At 49.6% G+C, this 18,400-nt stretch carries 13 protein-coding genes; 6 read left to right on the top strand and 7 right to left on the bottom strand.

The window, feature by feature from the left end:
* The first annotated feature begins 72 nt into the window (after positions 1-72).
* Positions 73-471, top strand: a complete 399-nt coding sequence (locus HHL17_RS24950) for a DUF4259 domain-containing protein (RefSeq protein WP_169227567.1) — start codon at positions 73-75, stop codon at positions 469-471.
* Positions 472-725: 254 nt separating this feature from the next.
* On the opposite strand, the gene HHL17_RS24945 is transcribed toward HHL17_RS24950, so the two are convergent.
* Positions 726-1,991, bottom strand: a complete 1,266-nt coding sequence (locus HHL17_RS24945) for a NupC/NupG family nucleoside CNT transporter (RefSeq protein WP_169227566.1) — start codon at positions 1,989-1,991, stop codon at positions 726-728.
* Between the two features lie 310 nt (positions 1,992-2,301).
* Here HHL17_RS24945 and HHL17_RS24940 point away from each other — a divergent pair, with 310 nt between their 5' ends.
* From HHL17_RS24940 to HHL17_RS24930, 3 genes are all read left to right on the top strand, one after another.
* Entirely contained in the window at positions 2,302-4,590 is a 2,289-nt protein-coding gene (locus tag HHL17_RS24940; protein WP_240975962.1) for a DUF7133 domain-containing protein, read from the top strand.
* Positions 4,591-4,859: 269 nt separating this feature from the next.
* Positions 4,860-6,422 (top strand): FMN-binding glutamate synthase family protein, encoded by a 1,563-nt coding sequence (locus HHL17_RS24935; protein WP_169227565.1) that lies wholly within the window; start codon positions 4,860-4,862, stop codon positions 6,420-6,422.
* A gap of 20 nt (positions 6,423-6,442) precedes the next feature.
* On the top strand, positions 6,443-6,808 hold the full coding sequence (locus HHL17_RS24930) for a GreA/GreB family elongation factor (RefSeq protein WP_169227564.1): 366 nt from the start codon (positions 6,443-6,445) through the stop codon (positions 6,806-6,808).
* Positions 6,809-6,892: 84 nt separating this feature from the next.
* Here the strand turns inward: HHL17_RS24930 and HHL17_RS24925 are convergent, their stop codons facing one another.
* The 5 genes from HHL17_RS24925 to dnaE form a co-directional block, all read right to left on the bottom strand.
* Positions 6,893-7,435 (bottom strand): DUF192 domain-containing protein, encoded by a 543-nt coding sequence (locus tag HHL17_RS24925; protein ID WP_169227563.1) that lies wholly within the window; start codon positions 7,433-7,435, stop codon positions 6,893-6,895.
* A 7-nt stretch (positions 7,436-7,442) separates the two neighbouring features.
* Positions 7,443-8,627 (bottom strand): aminofutalosine synthase MqnE, encoded by a 1,185-nt coding sequence (gene mqnE / locus HHL17_RS24920; protein WP_169227562.1) that lies wholly within the window; start codon positions 8,625-8,627, stop codon positions 7,443-7,445.
* Complete coding sequence (locus HHL17_RS24915; RefSeq protein ID WP_169227561.1) at positions 8,624-10,765, bottom strand: M43 family zinc metalloprotease; 2,142 nt, start codon at positions 10,763-10,765, stop codon at positions 8,624-8,626. Before HHL17_RS24915 ends, mqnE begins: the two co-directional genes overlap by 4 nt.
* Positions 10,766-10,928: 163 nt before the next feature.
* Complete coding sequence (gene trxA, locus HHL17_RS24910; RefSeq protein WP_169227560.1) at positions 10,929-11,246, bottom strand: thioredoxin; 318 nt, start codon at positions 11,244-11,246, stop codon at positions 10,929-10,931.
* Positions 11,247-11,351: 105 nt separating this feature from the next.
* Positions 11,352-14,993, bottom strand: coding sequence for a DNA polymerase III subunit alpha (gene dnaE, locus HHL17_RS24905; protein ID WP_169227559.1), 3,642 nt, complete (start codon positions 14,991-14,993; stop codon positions 11,352-11,354).
* 124 nt (positions 14,994-15,117) lie between these two features.
* Here dnaE and HHL17_RS24900 point away from each other — a divergent pair, with 124 nt between their 5' ends.
* Positions 15,118-15,789, top strand: a complete 672-nt coding sequence (locus HHL17_RS24900) for a C40 family peptidase (protein ID WP_169227558.1) — start codon at positions 15,118-15,120, stop codon at positions 15,787-15,789.
* Here HHL17_RS24900 and HHL17_RS24895 read toward each other — a convergent pair.
* On the bottom strand, positions 15,786-17,276 hold the full coding sequence (locus tag HHL17_RS24895) for a lipopolysaccharide biosynthesis protein (RefSeq protein ID WP_169227557.1): 1,491 nt from the start codon (positions 17,274-17,276) through the stop codon (positions 15,786-15,788). The genes HHL17_RS24900 and HHL17_RS24895 overlap by 4 nt on opposite strands.
* 188 nt (positions 17,277-17,464) lie before the next feature.
* Between HHL17_RS24895 and HHL17_RS24890 the strand changes: the two genes are divergently transcribed.
* Positions 17,465-18,373, top strand: a complete 909-nt coding sequence (locus tag HHL17_RS24890) for a glycosyltransferase family protein (protein WP_169227556.1) — start codon at positions 17,465-17,467, stop codon at positions 18,371-18,373.
* The last annotated feature ends 27 nt before the right edge of the window (positions 18,374-18,400 follow it).

The raw sequence follows: 18,400 nt of genomic DNA, 5'->3' as shown, positions 1-18,400 counted from the left end.
TTGTTGTAAAGAGAGACTATTAATTTTATTCTCTATTTCTTTATTTTAAAAAAATAAAAAACATTACACACTATGGGCGCATGGGGCACCAGGAATTTTGAAAATGATGGATCACAAGACTGGGTTTTTGACGTGATCGACAGCAAAGATGGTGGTTTGGTGACTGACACACTGGCACGTATCATCAACAACACCGAAACGCTGGAAGTATCTGATTGCGAAGAAGGATTAGCCGCCGCTGAACTGGTGGCAGCACTGATGGGCAAACCCAGCGAAGACTTCCCTGAAGATCCGCTGGATAAACTGGATATCCTGAACCTGATTGCTACAAAGGGATTGAGAGTTCAGGCTGTTGCTGCTGTAAACAAAATATTGGGCGCATCAGAAATGAAAAATTACTGGGAAGAATCCGGTAACCTCGACGCGTGGACAGCCGTTCAGGCTTCCCTGGTGAAAAGACTGGAACTCTAACCTGTAATGACCGGGACTGCCCGGTGACGAACACTGATCTGATCGCAGGAAAACAATGCTTAAGGAAATTTGACTTTTTAAGCAGGGGTAGCGCTGCGTCTTATTCAGCCCATTCATGCAGTCTGTTTGATCAAACACGTAGAAAATATAAAAGGGAAGGCCCGTATGATAATTCATACGGGCCTTCCCTTTTTATTTAATTATTTGACTATTTAAATATTGTGCAGCCTTTAAATATCAAAATCCGTAAATGGTTACAGCAGGATACCGGCAATGGTGGCTGACAGGTAGCTGGCCAGTGTTCCGCACAGCAGCGCTTTCAGTCCCAGTTTGGCCAAATCAGTACGACGGCCCGGCGCCAGTTCACCAATACCTCCGATCTGCATGCCCACGCTGCTGAAGTTGGCAAACCCGGCAATGGCGATGGTCACGATGGTGATGGCTTTGGCTGATTCTATTTTAATGCTGTGACTGGTCATGCTTTTGAATGCCACAAACTCATTGATCGTAAGCTTCTGCCCCAGCAAAGTGGCCACATTGTTCACATCCTGATTGGGTACGCCCATGGCCCATGCCATCGGGGTAAACAGTTTACCGAAGATCCAGTCCAGGCTGAGGTCGAAGCTCAGGCCCACCAGGTGGCCGAGATGGATCAGGCACCAGTCGAGCAGCGCTATCAGTGCGATAAAGCCGATCAGCATGGCGATTACGTTCATGGCTATTTTAAAACCGTCGCCGGCGCCGTGGGAGATGGCATCGATGACGTTGGTATAGTTACTTTTTACCTCCATTTTCACGCGGCCCATGGTCACACTTTCTTCCGTTTCCGGAAATACGATCTTGGAGATCACCAGTGCGCCGGGAGCGGCCATCAGGCTGGCGGTGATCAAGAACGGCGCAATGTCCATACCGGCCTGGAAGCCCATATTGGCATATACTACGAGGATACCGCCGGCAATACAGGCAAGGCTGCCGCTCATAGAAGCGAGTATCTCACTTTTGGTCATGGAATTGAGATAGGGACGGATCATTACCTGTGCTTCCACCTGGCCAACGAAGGCGCTGGCCACGTTGCTGAGCGCTTCTGCGCCACTCACCCGCATCACCACGTTCATGGCACGCGCAATCACCGCTACTATCCGCTGCATGATACCGAAGTGGTATAACACCGCTACCAGTACACACACCAGGATAATGGTGGCAGTTACATTAAAAGCGAAAACAAATCCGCCGCTGGCATAGTCGGCTATAGTGCCCGTGGGAGGCTGGGATACGCCAATGCCACCATATACGAAAGCGGCACCCTGACGTGCAAATGCTTCCAGTTTACCCATAGCGTGGCCTACTTGCTGGAAAAACCAGGTGATAGGAGGAACTTTGAATACCAGCAGCGCAATTACTACCTGTAACGTAATACCACTCAGCACCAGTCGATAATTGATTTTACTCCTGTTGTTGGAAAACAAAAAGGCAATACCCAAAATAAGAGCGATGCCTATTAAGCCCTGAAAGCGTTCCATAAATGCAAATAAATCGTAAAATGTATGCAATAAGGCGACGAAGATAAGTCATTTTAACATTTGGTTAATTTTATCATTTAGATATTTAGCGGGGCTGTTTATGATGGATGTTTCTCCATTGCTGCCAATATTTTCACATTGACAGGAAAAACAAGGAGTTATCACTCATATGACCTACCATTATAATTAGCCGGCTAAATGCCTGCATTCAGAAATAACCAAATCTCTAAATGATTTTACCCCTGATCAAAAAATAGTTGCAAAAAACCGCAAGAGATGTATTTTTATCGCTTGCAATCGAATTAAATACATGGGCCGTCTTCAATACCTGATCATTTCCACGATTTCCCTGGCATGGTTTGCCTGCGGACAAACACAACAGCAAGACCGGATGAGTAAACACGAACGGGATTCGCTGGCCATGCGCAAGCAGTTCGACAAATCCCCCGTGCTGGATGGTAAAGCCGCCATTGGCGCCATGACGGTCGATAAAGGGCTGGAAGTGCAGCTGGTAGCGACTGAACCGATGGTCTTTGCCCCGGTGAGCACCGTATTCGACGACCGTGGCAGGATGTGGGTAGTGGAGATGATGGGCTTCATGCCGGATACCAGCGGTACCGGCGAAGATAAACCGGACGGAAAAATTGTGATACTGGAAGATACCACCGGCGATGGTGTGATGGACAAACGGACGGTGTTCCTGGATTCGCTGGTATTGCCCAGGGGGGTATGCCTCGTGGAAAATGGCGTACTGGTGGCCACTCCGCCGCAATTATGGTTCATCGAAAATAACAATGATAAGCCCGGCAAAAAGATACTGGTGGACAGTACGTATGCTGCGGGCGGTAATGTGGAACATCAGCCCAACGGGCTTTTGCGGGGACTGGACAACTGGATATACAATGCCAAATCAGACCGCCGTTACCGCAAAGTGGGCGACAAATGGCTGAAAGAAGCCACTACTTTCCGCGGTCAGTGGGGCATTACGCAGGATGACAAAGGACGGCTCTATTATAATAATAACTCCGAAAATCTGCTGGGGGATTATTTCCCTGCGGGAATGGGGGGTAAAAACCCGCATCAGCAGAATGCTGCCGGTTATGATCAGAAAATAGTAAAAGATAACCACGTTTATCCGGCGCACCCTACTCCGGGAGTAAACAGAGGCTATATGAAAGGGATACTGGACGACAGTCTGCGGCTGGTAGAGTTTACCGCTGCCTGCGGACCGGTTATCTACCGGGGCAATCTCCTGCCCGCTGACTATGCCGGTAATGCTTTCGTAGCGGAACCATCAGCGAATCTCATCAAACGGAATATTTTAAAAGACAGCGGTTATACCGTTACCGGAAAACAAGCATACCAGGGCAAAGAGTTCCTGGCCAGCACTGACGAGCGTTTCAGACCTACCGGATTGTACAACGGCCCCGACGGCGCGTTGTATATCACTGATATGTACCGGGGCATCCTGCAACACAAAACTTATATCACCACTTATCTTAAGAACGAAATCAAAATGCGGGAACTGACGCAGCCGCTCAGCTGTGGCCGTATTTACCGCATTGTTCCGGCAGGACAGCATCCGAAGAAGATATTGGTGCAGGAGGACCAGCTGTTGCAATTGTTGAATCATCCCAATGGTGCGCTGCGTGATAAAGCGCAACAGTATATTATAGATCATCGTTTAACCGCGCTGGTACCGGAACTGCGTACCGCGTTGTCCGGTAACGGTACGCCGCTGATGCAGGTACATGCGCTCTGGACGTTGGAAGGACTGCACCAGTTAACATATGCCGATCTGGCCGTGATACTGGAGCAGGGCAGCGATGATTACAAAGTACAGGCATTGGCCGCACTGCCTTCCGTACTGGATGGTAAGACCGCGAAAGCTGCGGTGGCGAAGCTGGACACGCTGGCAGATAAACCTTTCTTTGCGCCGTATGTAGCGTATTTGTTGCCCGCGCTGGGCAAGGCAGATAAAGCTGCGGCCAGCCGTCTCGAAGGAAAACTGATGAAAGCGTATGCGCGTGACAGTTATACATCAGCGGCGCTTGTCAATAATGCCGTTAACCGGGAAGCTGCGCTGCTGAAGCAACTGGAGGCATTCAATCCGGATACCACACTGGCGTTGAATAAACAGCTGCACGCCGTGCTAAAGAATATGGACAATGCCGCCAACGCCAAAAAAATGGACGCATTGGCCGTGAAGTATCCCAGAGGATATAAAATATTTAACACCGTTTGCCAGACCTGTCACGGTAAAAACGGCAATGGTATTGCGTCTATGGCGCCACCGCTGAATGAAAGCAACTGGGTGAACGGCGACAAAAGCAAGTTTGCCGCTATCGTGTTGTATGGCCTTACTGGTCCGGTGGAAGTACATGGCAAACTGTATAAAGCACCTGAAATCAATGGAGATATGCCGGGTATTGGCGGCAGTGATGAATTCAGTGACAGTGATATCGCTGAACTGCTTACGTTCTTACGCAGTGCGTGGAACAACAATGCCGGTAAGGTGTCCACAGATGATATCAAGGGTGTCCGCAAACAATTTAATGGTCGCCAGAAAGCATTTACCGCAGCGGAATTAACCAAATAGTGCGCGGATATCAATAAAAGGCCTATCTTTGCTGTTCATTCATTATAAGTGAACAAGGCAACTTACATATTGACCTGCTGTAGCCAACACCGTATTTGTACGGGCGGGTTCCTGTTGCCGTTTTTATCCTGTCCAAAAGACTTCAACAATTAAGCCCGGGCAACTTCTAGCATCGTAACAGTTGTACCCGGGGGGATGATACCTCTACGCTTGTATTGGTACTATAATCCATTTAGCAATTTCCAAAACAATCTTATAAAATAAGTTTTATGAATCATCGGATAGCACGATGGGCAGTTTATCTTTTATGCCTGTTGCTGGATGTGAGCGTGGCTGCAAGCCTTTATCGCGGTTATTTAACAGGATGGATTTTATTACCGGTGGCCGTAGGTGTCACTTTGCTGACATTGATTGATCGTTTCCAGGGCAAACATGCCCTGCTGCGCAACTATCCTCTGTTGGGGAGACTGCGTTATCTGCTGGAACACATCAGGCCGGAAATGCGGCAGTATTTCTTCGAGTCTGACACAGACGGGCGGCCATTCAGCCGTCGCCAACGTGCGGTAGTGTACCAGCGTGCGAAAGACGTAAAACAGACCGTTGCTTTCGGCGCCCTGGCCGACATGTACGAGCCGGGTTACGAATGGGCCGCACATACAGCGTTTCCGACGAAAGTAAAACCGGATGCGCTGAGAGTAACGATCGGCAACAAACAATGCAGTCAGCCTTACAATGCAAGCTTACTGAACATCAGCGCAATGAGTTACGGTGCGCTGAGTAAAACAGCTATCCTTTCCCTCAATGGTGGCGCACAGGTGGGCGGATTTGCCCATAACACCGGGGAAGGTGGCGTTAGTCCGTATCACCTGCAACATGGCGGTGACCTGATCTGGCAGATCGGTACCGGTTACTTCGGCTGCCGCGATGAGAAAGGTTATTTCTCTCCGGAGGTATATGCCGGAACGGTTGCAGAACCAGCTGTAAAGATGGTGGAACTGAAATTGAGCCAGGGCGCCAAACCTGGTAAGGGCGGGGTACTGCCGGCAGCGAAAAATACGCCGGAAATTGCCGCTATCCGTAAGGTAAAACCGGGTGTCAGCGTGCTGTCGCCGGCAGCGCATACTGCCTTCGGCAACGAGTATGAGATGCTGTCGTTTGTGCAACAGTTGCGTACCCTCTCCGGTGGCAAGCCGGTAGGTTTCAAATTGTGCGTAGGCCGCAAGGATGAGTTTGAGCGTATCTGTATAGCCATGACCAACACTGGTATCTACCCCGACTTTATTACGGTAGATGGTGCAGAAGGGGGTACTGGTGCGGCTCCGCTGGAATTCACGGACAGTATCGGTATGCCTTTGTACGATGCACTGGCTTTTGTGGTGAACATGCTGAAGAAGTACGACCTGAAACAGCATATCAGCATTATGGCCAGTGGCAAGATCATCACCGGTTTCGACATTATGAAAGTGTTGGCATTAGGTGCAGACGCATGCTACAGCGCCAGAGGCATGATGCTGGCACTGGGTTGCATACAGGCGCTTCAATGCGATAGCGGCAGCTGCCCGGTAGGCGTGGCTACGCAAGACCCAACCCTGTACCGGGGCGTAAATGTGACCGATAAAAAAGAGCGTGTGGCCAATTTCCACCGCAACACCATATATGCACTGGCTGAACTGATGGGCGCCTGCGGTTTCGCAACGCCTGAACAGGTAAACCCTGCTGCACTTTACAGAAGAGTAACGAGAACGGATATACGATCATATGAAGAAATTTACGCGCCGGACAACGGCCGTTCTGCCGGAGCGGCACTTATTCCGGGGCAGTCAGTTAATTAATTGATTAAAAACCTGTTTTTATGAAAAAGAAACAGATTATAGTGTCCCAACATGATTACGACATTCTGAAAACACTTTGTTACCACGCTCCCGGTACAGCTAAGCTGAAAGAGGAGCTGGACAGGGCGGTTATCCGGAAAACAAAAGTACCCGGTGATGTGGTACAGGTAAATTCCACGCTGCAATTCAGAGATGAACGCAGCGGTGCTGTACGGGAAGTACAGCTGGTATTGCCTGCTGCCAGCAATATTCAACTGGGGAAACTTTCTATCCTTTCGCCTATAGGTACAGCCCTGCTGGGCTACAGTACCGGCGACACCATCGACTGGGAGGTGCCTGCTGGTAAAACCCAGCTGCACATTCTGCGGGTGGCAAATGAAGGATAGTCTTTAAAGGCTATAATGTTAGCGATCAAATATGTATCAAGCAAAAAAAGCCCCGGCGTCTGCCGGGGCTTCTCTTTTATATGTTTATTTGTGATAAACAACGTGGTCGCCATAATTGACGTGGTATTTGTCGCAGAAACCACCGTTGACTTCCAGCACGTACTGTGCTTTCTTGAAGGAAGGCAGGCTCTGTTCTGACAGTGGGGTGGCATATTTCTGGATAGACACGATCTCCAGTTTATCATCCAGGTAGATGATATCGAGGGAGATGTAGGTGTTTTTCATCCAGAAAGAGCGTTCTTCCATATCCGGGAAGATAAACAGCATACCCTGATCATCGGTCATGGATTTACGGTACATCAGCCCGTCTTCCCGTTGCTGATCGGTTTGTGCCAGCTGGATATCTATTTTGCGGATGGTGTCTGCCTTGTTTTTAGACAGGAATGCCAGGGACGCTTCTTTTTTAAATTCGCTGCCGTTGGAAGTGACCTGTGTGGGAGATTCCGTGCCGGCGGTGGTGGCGGTACCGGTATCTGTGGTGGCGGCACTGTTGTTTTTGCCGGAATTGTTGTTACAGCCGGATACATACAGGGCGGCTATCAACAGGTATTTGAACGGTAGCTGCATAAGGATATTATTTAGTCAGTAGTAGTTCCTCATCGGAGAAAACAACGTCTGTATAATCTTTGATTTCATTGTACACGGTATCGCGTTCAACGGGCCTTCTGCCGGCTTGTTTGATCAGGTGGGCCAGCTGGGCGGTGTTCATGGAAGGGTTTTGTTCTTCCGCGCCGGCCATGCTGTAGATCTTGGTGGTATCATCGATCGTGCCATCCAGGTCATTTACACCGAAGGAGAGGGTCAGTTGTGCGGTATTTCTTCCCAGCATGGGCCAGTAAGCCTTGATGTGGGAGAAGTTGTCCATATACAAACGGGCCACTGCATACAGCTTCAGGTCTTCCACGATAGATGATTCCGGGATATCGGACATATCGTTGCCTTTATTTCTGAACTTCAGCGGGATAAAGGTATTGAAGCCATGTGTTTCATCCTGCAGCTGACGTAAGCGTTCCATATGATCGATACGGTGCTCATAGGATTCGATATGGCCGTACAGCATGGTGGCGTTGGTCACCATGCCGCGGTTGTGCGCGGCGCGGTGGATAGCGAGCCAGCCATCAGCGTCTACCTTGTCATGGCAGATTTTAGCGCGCACGTCAGGATGGAAAATTTCGGCGCCGCCGCCAGGCATGGATTGCAGGCCTGCTTCGTTGAGGATGCGCATCCCTTCGTCTACGCTTACTTTGGCTTTGCGGAACATATAGTCCAGTTCCACAGCCGTAAAACCTTTGATATGAAGATCAGGGCGGTGCGCCTTGATTTTTTTGATCAGTTCCACGAAGAAGTCCAGCTGCATCTTGGGATGTACGCCGCCTACAATGTGAACTTCCGTAACAGGCTGCCCGTCATAGCTTTTCACGATGTCCAGCATCTGGTCAACGCTCAGTTCCCATCCATCCTCGCGGTTTTTATACAGCCGGGAGTAGGAGCAGAAGTGACAGGTGAAAACGCATACGTTGGTAGGCTCAATATGAAAATTACGGTTGAAGTAAGTCTTATCGCCGTGCATACGTTCCCGTACGTGGTTGGCCAGTGCGCCTAAAAAGCCCACGTCGCCTTTCTCAAATAAGGTCAGCCCTTCAGCGGGCGTAATTCTTTCCTGACGCAGGATTTTTTCTGCAATGTTCTTCAGGTCAGTATCCAGAGAAGGTTGCTGAAGAAGTGTCTGAACTGCCGGGTAATCTTGTCTCATCGTCATCTTACTTTCATTAATTTAATGGTGTTGGCCCTGTTCCTGTAAATTAATTTTACAAAATAAACACCATTTGGCTCATTTACCAAATTAAAGGTCATCCGGTTGTTGGCACCAATAGCATTACCGGGTTTGGAAGCGATGAGTTGTCCGGCAGTGTTATAAAGGTTCACCTGCAGCAGATCGGCCGGCCGTTCGTAGAAGCTGATCCATACCAGCCCATCGGTAGGATTGGGATGTATCAGTACGCCGGCTTCGCGCAACTCGGGATTGATATCTTTGGTAACAATCCTGATGTTGTCTATATATATGTTATTCTCTGCATTTGAAATATTTCTGAAGGCCACCTGGAACTTGTCTTTGCCCACCAATGCTGTCAGGTCCACAGAGTCGCGGCGCCATTCGTTGTTGCCGGGGATGAACTCATCCTGCACGGCACCAGGACGGGTGATGAGGTATTTGCCCCATTTGCTGTAGGCGATGGCGCCTGTCTGGTGGCAATCTTTGGTTACCAGCACCTGTAGGGTGTCCCACACGTTGCCGGTCATATTGGGATCGGAGTAAACGGCTGCGGCCACATCGAAGAAAAGGAAAACGGAGTCATGTGCCTGCGGGTCCATCACGGGAGTGATCAGGTCGTCTGTCTGGTCATTTACATTATATCCCTTGTTACGTACCAGTGCCGAGGCTTTACTGTTGTGCCCCACGTTGCGGTCCCGCTCCCAGGTGAAGCTGCGGTCGGGATTATACAGGTCCCATCCCGGTGGCGGGAAGCTGTCCTGTTCAAAGCCTTCTTCAAAAGGCAGTTGTGCTTCCGCATCGAAGTGGAAGCGGCTGGCGACGGTATCGTTGGCCACATTAGCGTCTGGCTGGCCATTGGGTGATTGCGTATAGGCTTGCAGGTTATAGGCGCCTACCGCTACCTGCGAGGCGGGCAGGGGAACGTTGACGCTTTGCAGGCTGGGCAGGTTGCCTTGCCAGTTGTAGTTGACCAGGGCGCCGTTGTTGAGCCGGTACAGTATACGTACGGCCGTGAGGGCATTGGTGCCTTTGTTGCGCAGGGTCACCTGCGGCAATATGCGGTTGTCGCAAAGTTTGCCACTGACGCCGCTGACGGCTGTCAGCGCGGCATCGTTTTGCGGCAGCACCACGGGCGTGCAGCCGTTGGAGGTCATCAGGCTGCTGACGATATTTTCTAGCACATCCCGCATCCGGCCTGTCTGGCCGGCGGTGAAAAGGTGCATACAGGCGTCGTCGCTATAGTCCATGTAGTTCATGAACATGATCCCCGGGAAATTGGGGCTGCAATTATCAGTTTTGGGAAAAGAGGGACATCCGTAGGTATTGTCGCCCTGTAACGGGGTATCGGAGATACCGTCATCTACGGAGCAGGTACCGCCGTCATCACCCCAGATATGTTTCAAACCAAAGAAGTGGCCTATTTCATGGGTGGTGGTACGACCGAGATTGTAGATGCGGCCTACGCTGCCGGTGGTGCCCAAAGCGGTGTAGAGCACCACTACGCCCAGCTGTTCAGCGGGGTAGCCATTACCGGGAGGGGCTGCTACGCCCAGGTAGTTACCGGAGAGGCGTGTTACCCAGATGTTGAGATATTTTTGGGTGTCCCAGGCATCGGAGCCACCGGTTTGATCGTATTTCGCGTCAGGGGCGCCACCGCTGATACTAAAGCTTTGACCTGCGGCTGTTTTAACGCGGACAATGCCTGTGGTGGGCTCATCACCGGGCGTACGCTGGGCCAGGCAGAAACTGATGCGGGTATTACCAATGATAGGTTGCCATACAGGTGGTACCTGGCTTACATCCGGATTGGTGGCGTTATAGTCCTGATTGAGCACGGCTATTTGTGACATGACCTGGGCATCGGTGACCAGGGTTGGATCGTCCAGTACGATATGCACCACTACGGGAATAGTGACGTTTTGCGGCACCGCTTCGGTTTGTACGCGCATCATGCGGCGTTGCTGCAAAAGCTGCATTTTCTTTTCATTGTTGTCGATCACTTGTTGAAGGGAAGGATGTTCGATCACCCGCTGCTGGAGGGCAACGGCGGTGCCGCATTGGCGCTGACCAATAGCGGTCAGGCTGTAAAGTAAGGTAAACAGGATAATAAATGTGTGGCGCAAAGATCGTTGTTATTTGAGATGAATCAGATGGTTTTTCTGGCTTTGATGATGGTGTAATATACGTAGCGGAACCGGAATTTCGTCACAGTGGAAAGGGAAGGGCATAAAAAAGCCCTTCCGAAGAACGGAAGGGCCTTTTCATCACTCAGTTTCGTTTATATCATTACAGGTTGGCCTGTATTTTTTTCTCCAGAACAGATTTAGGCACTGCACCTACCTGTTTGTCTACCACCTGGCCACCTTTGATGAACAGGATAGCAGGGATGCTGGTGATACCGTAGTCGATAGAGATCTGCGGGTTCACGTCAACATTTACTTTACCGATGTTTACTTTACCAGCATAATCTTTAGACAGTTCTTCAATAACTGGTCCGATAGCCCGGCAGGGACCGCACCATTCTGCCCAAAAATCAACTACAGTTAATTTATCGGAATCCAGCACTTCCGTCTGGAAGTTCGCGTCTGTGAATTCTAAAGCCATAAGATATTATAATTTAAAGGTGTTTATTAATGATTGTTTTTGATTGTTTACTGGTGTATATGATCAAAACTTGAACCGAGTGCAAATTACTGCTTTTTTGACATCCTACTTATTGATTATATCGATATAGACATCGAGGTCCGGCTGTTTTCGCAGGAATTGCGCCAACTCGTCATTCATCTCAATGTTCCTGTTGAAAGTATGCAGTTTTACCTGCAGGTTATCATCTATATCCACGAGCTGCATATGCAGCTGACTGCTGCCGGGATAGCGGTTGATGTTTTCCACGAGGAAGTCTACCGTTTCGTGGTTCAGCAGTTTAGGGGAAGTAGCGAGGAACACCTGTTTGGTATGTGTTTTCTTTACTTCCTGCAGCAGCTGGATGCTATTTACCTTAAACTCGTATTCGTTGTCATTAAAGCGCTTGGATTTAAACCCGCCGTTGATAAACAGGCAGAGGCCGGGTTTCAGGTAAGGCGCAAACCGGATGAAGTCTTCACTCCACAGGGCAAATTCAAATTTGCCGCTGTAGTCTTCGATCGTCATAATACCAAACTGCCGGTTGTTGCGGGAAATCCTTTCCTGGGCGTTGGTCACATATACCGCCAGCCGGAAATTGCGTTCACGGGAACGGCCTCCGGAGCCACCGGGTGTGCTGATTTCGGCCTGGTAATCAACGAGTTCCTGCACGGTGTTCATGTGATAGTGCTTCAGTTCAAAACGGTAGTCATCCAGCGGATGGCCGGAGATATAGATACCGGTAATGTCCCGTTCGTTGTTGAGTTTCATGATCAGCGGCCAGGGGTCGCAGTTGGGTATTTTAGGCGGTTCCACGTCCGGCATGTCTTCGGCGCCGAAGAGGCTGCCAAGGTTGGAAGAGCCTGCGGAAACCTGCTGGCCGAACTTCACGATTTTATCGAGACCGGTCAACGGCTCGGTTTCCGGTTTATGGAAATACTGTGCCCGATGGAATTCGGGGAAGCAGTCGAAAGCGCCGGACATAATCAGGGCCTCAAGTGATTTTTTATTTACTGCGCGTTGGTTGACGCGTTTGATAAAGTCGAATACTGTTTTGAAAGCGCCTTCTTTTTTCCTTTCCTCGAGGAGGTTTTCCACGGCAGCTTCACCTACGCCTTTCAGGCCACCGAGGCCGAAACGGATCTGACCTTTTTTGTTCACCGCGAAACCTTTCAGGGATTCGTTCACATCCGGCGGCAATACGTCGATGCCCATGCGTTTACATTCTTCCATGAAGAAGGTGATCTTCTCAATGTTGCTGGCGCAGTTCAGTACAGACGCCATATATTCGGAAGGGTAGTGGGCTTTGAGATAGGCAGTCTGGTAGGCCACAAACGCATAGCAGGTAGCATGCGATTTGTTGAACGCATAAGATGCGAAGGCTTCCCAGTCAGTCCATACTTTTTCGCAGACTTTCAGGTCGTAGCCATGGGAGGAGCAACCTTCCATGAACTGGGCCTTCATCTTGTTCAGTACGGCGATTTGTTTTTTACCCATCGCTTTACGGAGGATGTCCGCATCACCACGGGAGAAGTTGGCCAGTTTCTGGCTGAGCAACATTACCTGTTCCTGGTATACGCAGATACCGTAGGTTTCTTTCAGGTGTTCCTCCATGTCCGGCAGGTCGAAGGTCACCGGCTCCAGTCCGTGTTTACGGCGGATGAAGGACGGGATGTACTCAAGTGGTCCCGGGCGGTACAAGGCGTTCATCGCGATGAGGTCATCGAAACGGTCCGGTTTCAGTTCGCGGAGGTATTTCTGCATACCGGGCGACTCGAACTGGAACGTGGCGTTTGTTTCGCCTTTCTGGTACAGTTCATATGTTTTGGCGTCGTCCAGCGGGATATTGTCGATTTCGATTTCCACGCCGTGGTTCATGCGGATCAGTTCCAGTGCACCTTTGATGATGGTGAGGGTTTTCAGCCCCAAAAAGTCCATCTTGATGACGCCGGCAGATTCGATGATGCTGCCCTCAAACTGGGTAACGAGGAGGTCAGAGTCTTTAGCGGTAGATACAGGGATGAGGTCGTACAGGTCCTGCGGGGCAATGATGATACCCGCCGCATGGATACCGGTGTTACGGACAGATCCTTCCAGTACGCAGGCTTCGCGGAGTACTTCGCCTTGCAGGTCTTCACCTTTGATCAGTTCACGGAGGCGTTTTACGTTTTCGATATCTTCACCAGCGAGACCTTCTTTATCGGCCAGGCTCTTGTCGCCGTCCAGTGGGGCGTTGAAGATACGGTCCAGCTGTATGCCGGGTTTGTCCGGTACCAGTTTGGCCAGTCCGTTGGAGTCCTGCAGTGGCAGGTCCATCACACGGGCAACGTCCTTAATACTCATTTTGGCGGCCATGGTACCGTAGGTAATGATCTGTGCTACCTGGTTGCGGCCATATTTCTGTACTACGTAATCAATTACTTTCTGACGGCCTTCATCATCGAAGTCCGTATCAATATCGGGCATGCTCTTACGGTCCGGGTTCAGGAAACGTTCGAACAGGAGGTTGTATTTGATCGGGTCGATATTGGTGATGCCGATACAATACGCTACGGCTGAACCGGCGGCGGAACCACGGCCCGGGCCGATGAATACGCCGAGGTCACGGCCGGCTTTGATGAAGTCGGATACGATGAGGAAGTAACCGGCAAAACCCATGTTTTCGATTACCTGCAACTCAAAGTTGATACGTTCTTCAATATCGGCGGTCATTTCCGTGTACCGGGTGCGGGCGCCTTCGTAGGTGAGGTGCCGCAGGTATTGGTCCTGCGTGAAGAACTCTTTCGGGATGGGGAAGTTGGGCAGCAGGATATCGCGCTTCAGGTCCAGCAGCTGCACTTTGTCCACAATCTCGTTGGTATTGTCTATCGCCTGCGGAAGATCATGGAACAGCGCGGACATTTCTTCCGTTGTCTTAAAATAGAACTGATCGTTATAGAAAGCGAAGCGTGTATTTTTAGGCGCCCCTTCCTCGTCAGAGAATTCTTTATTGGTAGGCGTGCTTTTTTTCTCGCCGGTGTTGATACAGAGCAGGATGTCGTGTGCGTTGGCATCTGCCTGGTCCACATAGTGGGAATCGTTGGAGGCGATAATTTTTACGTTGTATTTGGCGGCGTATTTCAGCAATACCTGGTTGACCTGGTCTTGTTCTGGGATGCCATGGCGCTGCATTTCCACGTAGAAATCGTCACCGAAAATATCGAGCCACCATTTAAATTCCTTCTCACCTTCTTCTTCTCCTTTGCGCAGGATGGTTTTGGGCACAGAGGCGCCGAGGCAGCAGGTGGTGGCGATCAGGCCTTTGTGATATTGTAATATCAGCTCTTTGTCGATACGCGGATATTTACCATAGAGGCCTTCCATATAGCCAAGAGAGCAGAGTTTGATCAGGTTGCGGTATCCTTCGTCGTCTTTGGCCAGTAACACCTGATGGTAACGGATATCTTTCTCTTCGCGTGTAAAGGCACGTTTGTGGCGGTTTTCCACGAGGTAGAACTCACAACCAACGATAGGTTTTACTTTGAGTCTTTTATCCTTTGGATCACCGGGATTGAGTTTGTTGTTATACGCTTCTGCCACAAACTGGAAGGCACCAAACATATTTCCATGGTCGGTGATGGCCAGTGCCGGCTGATTGGAGGCCATGGCTTTTTTGTACAGTGATTTGATATCGGCTGCACCATCCAGTAATGAAAATTGCGTGTGTACGTGTAAGTGGGAAAAGATCATCTGCTAAGCTGTTTCGTCAGGCGTCAAAAGTACGATAGAATTTGGTTCAATAAAAATCCATTATTTGCGTTCATAATTAGTCATAAATCAATATTTTAGCGCAAAATTTTTTTAACCAGACACTATGATGAGAATTAAGGGACATTTATGGATGAAATTATCGGTTTGTGCAATGGCATTAGGTTCCTGTTCTACCATCAAAAAAAGTACTGCTAAGCGTAGTACTGCGCCTACGGTGTCTGAGGCGCGCCGCATCACCTTTTTAGACCATATCGATGCGCCGGGCCGCTCCCACAACAATTCCTCCTATAGTGCCAATAAAAATGTGAACATCGGTAAAAACATTACCTATGCAAGCGCCAACCTGGAAAACGCCCAGAGCTGGCAGTTCAAATATGCGCAGGTGCTGGATGTTCCGGTGGAAAGTGTATTAAACTACAACCTGTACAATTTTATTGAACAATGGTTGGGCACACCTTATCGAATGGGTGGAAAAACCCGCGACGGTATTGATTGTTCGGGTTTTGTGAATACATTAGTGAACGCTGTGTTCCAGTTTGCGCTGACCGGTAATTCCGTAGAACTGTACAGCAAAGTAAGACAACACTTAAAAGAGCGTGACCTGCGGGAAGGAGACCTGGTGTTCTTCAAGATCCACCACAAACGTATTTCCCATGTGGGCATCTACCTCGATAATGATAAATTTGTGCATGCATCCACCAGTAACGGCGTTATGATCAGTGATCTGAATGAACCGTACTGGAAACGGTATTTCGCCGGTGGTGGCAGGCTCTAGTAGCGCAGCCCTATCTTTCCTTTTACTATTACCCAGGCATTGTTGACATCTTCTGACAAGCGTGTGTTGATCACAGCAACACCGAACAGGCCCATGAAAAGGACTGAGCGGACGATGGTGTCTATATACATGTTAAACATGAACGGGAGCTGTTGCACCAGCAACACGCCTCCGATGCCCAGCAGCAATGCCCACAGGGTTTTGAGGCTTAACGGTTGCATACCGAACCGTATCCAGATAAAGAGATAACGGGCGAGGTTAAAGATCGCGACAGTGATGAGGTCCGCATAAGCCGCACCAACAGTGCCGATGCGCCTTTGCAGGTATAAATTGCAAAAGAAAGAGATGAACACAACCACAATGGAGCTGACAAAATCAAAGCGCCAGTAGTTGGAGGTTTGAATGATCTGGTTGTTGATGCCTGTGATGAGGTCTATCATTTTGGCGAGGCCAAGGATGAAGATGATCTGAACGATCAGGTGCCATCCCGGACCGAGGTATAACACCAGGTTACTGACAGAAAGCCATATCGCCCCGAATATCCCGACACCGGCGATGGACAGGGTGATGGAGCTTTTGGTATACAGTTCCTGTATTTTGGCCATGTCCCTGTTTTTCCAGGCCGTGGCCAGAATGGGGGTGGTAATAGCGTACATGCTGCGCTGCGGCACTTCCATAAAGCTGATCACAAATGTGGCGTAGGAAAATAGCCCCGCATTTTCCAGTCCGCTGATACTGGAGATAATGAGGATGTCGTTGGTTTTCCGCAGCAGGGTAAACACATTGGAAGAAAATACATAACTGCTGAAGACAAACATGCGTTTTCCCAGCCGGCGGGTAACGTTGCTGATACCGCCACTGCTGAATTTCAGCTGACCAGTACGCCATAATACCACCATCAGCGCGATAGCAGCAACAGCATACGGGAGGCTGAACACATTGATATATTGTGTAAAGCTGATATGGGCAAAAGCAAAAACCAGCAGCATCACCGTAGAGATAATACGGATACCGCCTTCCTTCAGGAAATTGGACGCCACGGTTTTATGAAGGCCCCAGGCAAAGCCTTCCAGCATGTTAAAGGCCAGTATAAAGAAGGTGAGGGGGTAAATGGCGGAAAAATAAGTGATGAACAGCGGAGAATTGCCGCTGAACTTGCGGATGATCAGTCCTTTGAAGATAACAGAGAACGCCACAAACAGCACAAAGCCTATCAATGATACGATCAGGGTGAGTTTGGGCAGGTCATTTTTCTCCGGTTTGAGATAGTCGTGATAAAAGGGGAAGAACTTATTGATCACCGGTACTGCGCCGAGGGAGGCCACAGTGGCCAGAAGAGTGCTGACATCGATCAGTACGCGGGTAAGGCCGATTTCTTCTTTGGAGAAGATCTTCGGCATCAGCATGATCAGATTGACGGCGCCGAAGGCAAACCCTATGTAGATGAATATGGATGAATAAAAGCTCTGTTTTCGGATGATCCCCATTACCTGTTTTATGAAGCGCAAATATAGAAAGAATCTTCCAGCGGGGGTGGGTTGTATTAGGAATTGTGTATGAAAGAACAACAGTTAAGTAATTTTTTTCATGGTTTTTGCAGTTCTCCCAATAATGAATTTATTTTGTAAGGTACTAATAGTGCCGGCGCTGTCGGCAGTATTATAATCAATAGCGTATGTCTACATTAGCACCGATTATTTTTTTCGCATTTAAGCGGCCGGAGATCACCAGGAAGGCCCTGGAGAGCCTGGCGCTCAATCCGGAAGCGGCGGAGAGTGAGTTGTATGTTTTTGCGGATGGGCCAAAAGAAGGAGCTACTGCAGAAACATTGCAGCAGATTGCCGCCACCCGGGAGGTGATCCGCAGCCGTAAATGGTGCGGCACGGTACATATTGCCGAGCGGGTACAGAACTATGGACTGGCCAAATCTGTGATCACCGGAGTGACAGAAGTCATTGAAAAACACGGTAAAGCGATCATCGTGGAAGATGACCTGGTATTGTCCCCTTATTTCCTCCGGTATATGAACGAAGGGCTGGACCTGTATAAAGATGACCCGCAGGTAGCCTCTATCCACGGATATCTTTATCCGCTGTTGGAGAAGATGCCGGAAACGTTTTTTATCCGTGGGGCCGACTGCTGGGGATGGGCCACCTGGGCCCGTGCCTGGAAGCAGTTTGAGCCCGATGGGCAGAAGCTGTACGACGCCATCCGGTTGAAAGGGGAGAGCAGGGCGTTTGATTTTAATAACACCTATAATTATATGAAAATGCTGCGCAAGCAGATCAGCGGCCAGAATGACTCCTGGGCTATCCGCTGGAATGCTTCCGCATTTTTGAAAAATATGCTGACTTTGTACCCGTCCCGTTCCCTGGTGCAGAATATTGGGGGCGACGAATCGGCCACGCACATGGATGAGGCTGATACCGAGAAGTATGAAGTGGTATTGTCACCTACGCCGATACAACTGCAGAAATTGCCCCTGGAGGCCAGTGTGCAGGGTACAGCAGCCTTTGAGGACTACTTTAGGTCCACCAAATTGGGCCTTGTTCAAAAGATCAAACGATTTATCAAAAACAGATAACGGTCCCAGGACTAAAGTCCCGGGCAA

The sequence above is a fragment of the Chitinophaga fulva genome (genome assembly GCF_012927205.1).
In the GTDB taxonomy this organism is placed as follows: Bacteria; Bacteroidota; Bacteroidia; order Chitinophagales; family Chitinophagaceae; genus Chitinophaga; species Chitinophaga fulva.
The sequence above is the reverse complement of the archived record's forward strand: the minus strand, read 5'-3'. Positions and strand labels throughout refer to the sequence as shown.

Bases quoted from the DNA above. Each gene is read 5' to 3' on its own strand.
- HHL17_RS24890 (WP_169227556.1), top strand. From the start codon at position 17,465: ATGTCTACATTAGCACCGATTATTTTTTTCGCATTTAAGCGGCCGGAG.
- trxA (WP_169227560.1), bottom strand. From the start codon at position 11,246: ATGGCTTTAGAATTCACAGACGCGAACTTCCAGACGGAAGTGCTGGAT.
- HHL17_RS24930 (WP_169227564.1), top strand. From the start codon at position 6,443: ATGAAAAAGAAACAGATTATAGTGTCCCAACATGATTACGACATTCTG.
- HHL17_RS24900 (WP_169227558.1), top strand. From the start codon at position 15,118: ATGATGAGAATTAAGGGACATTTATGGATGAAATTATCGGTTTGTGCA.
- HHL17_RS24895 (WP_169227557.1), bottom strand. From the start codon at position 17,276: ATGGGGATCATCCGAAAACAGAGCTTTTATTCATCCATATTCATCTAC.
- HHL17_RS24925 (WP_169227563.1), bottom strand. From the start codon at position 7,435: ATGCAGCTACCGTTCAAATACCTGTTGATAGCCGCCCTGTATGTATCC.
- mqnE (WP_169227562.1), bottom strand. From the start codon at position 8,627: ATGACGATGAGACAAGATTACCCGGCAGTTCAGACACTTCTTCAGCAA.
- dnaE (WP_169227559.1), bottom strand. From the start codon at position 14,993: ATGATCTTTTCCCACTTACACGTACACACGCAATTTTCATTACTGGAT.
- HHL17_RS24945 (WP_169227566.1), bottom strand. From the start codon at position 1,991: ATGGAACGCTTTCAGGGCTTAATAGGCATCGCTCTTATTTTGGGTATT.
- HHL17_RS24935 (WP_169227565.1), top strand. From the start codon at position 4,860: ATGAATCATCGGATAGCACGATGGGCAGTTTATCTTTTATGCCTGTTG.
- HHL17_RS24950 (WP_169227567.1), top strand. From the start codon at position 73: ATGGGCGCATGGGGCACCAGGAATTTTGAAAATGATGGATCACAAGAC.
- HHL17_RS24940 (WP_240975962.1), top strand. From the start codon at position 2,302: ATGGGCCGTCTTCAATACCTGATCATTTCCACGATTTCCCTGGCATGG.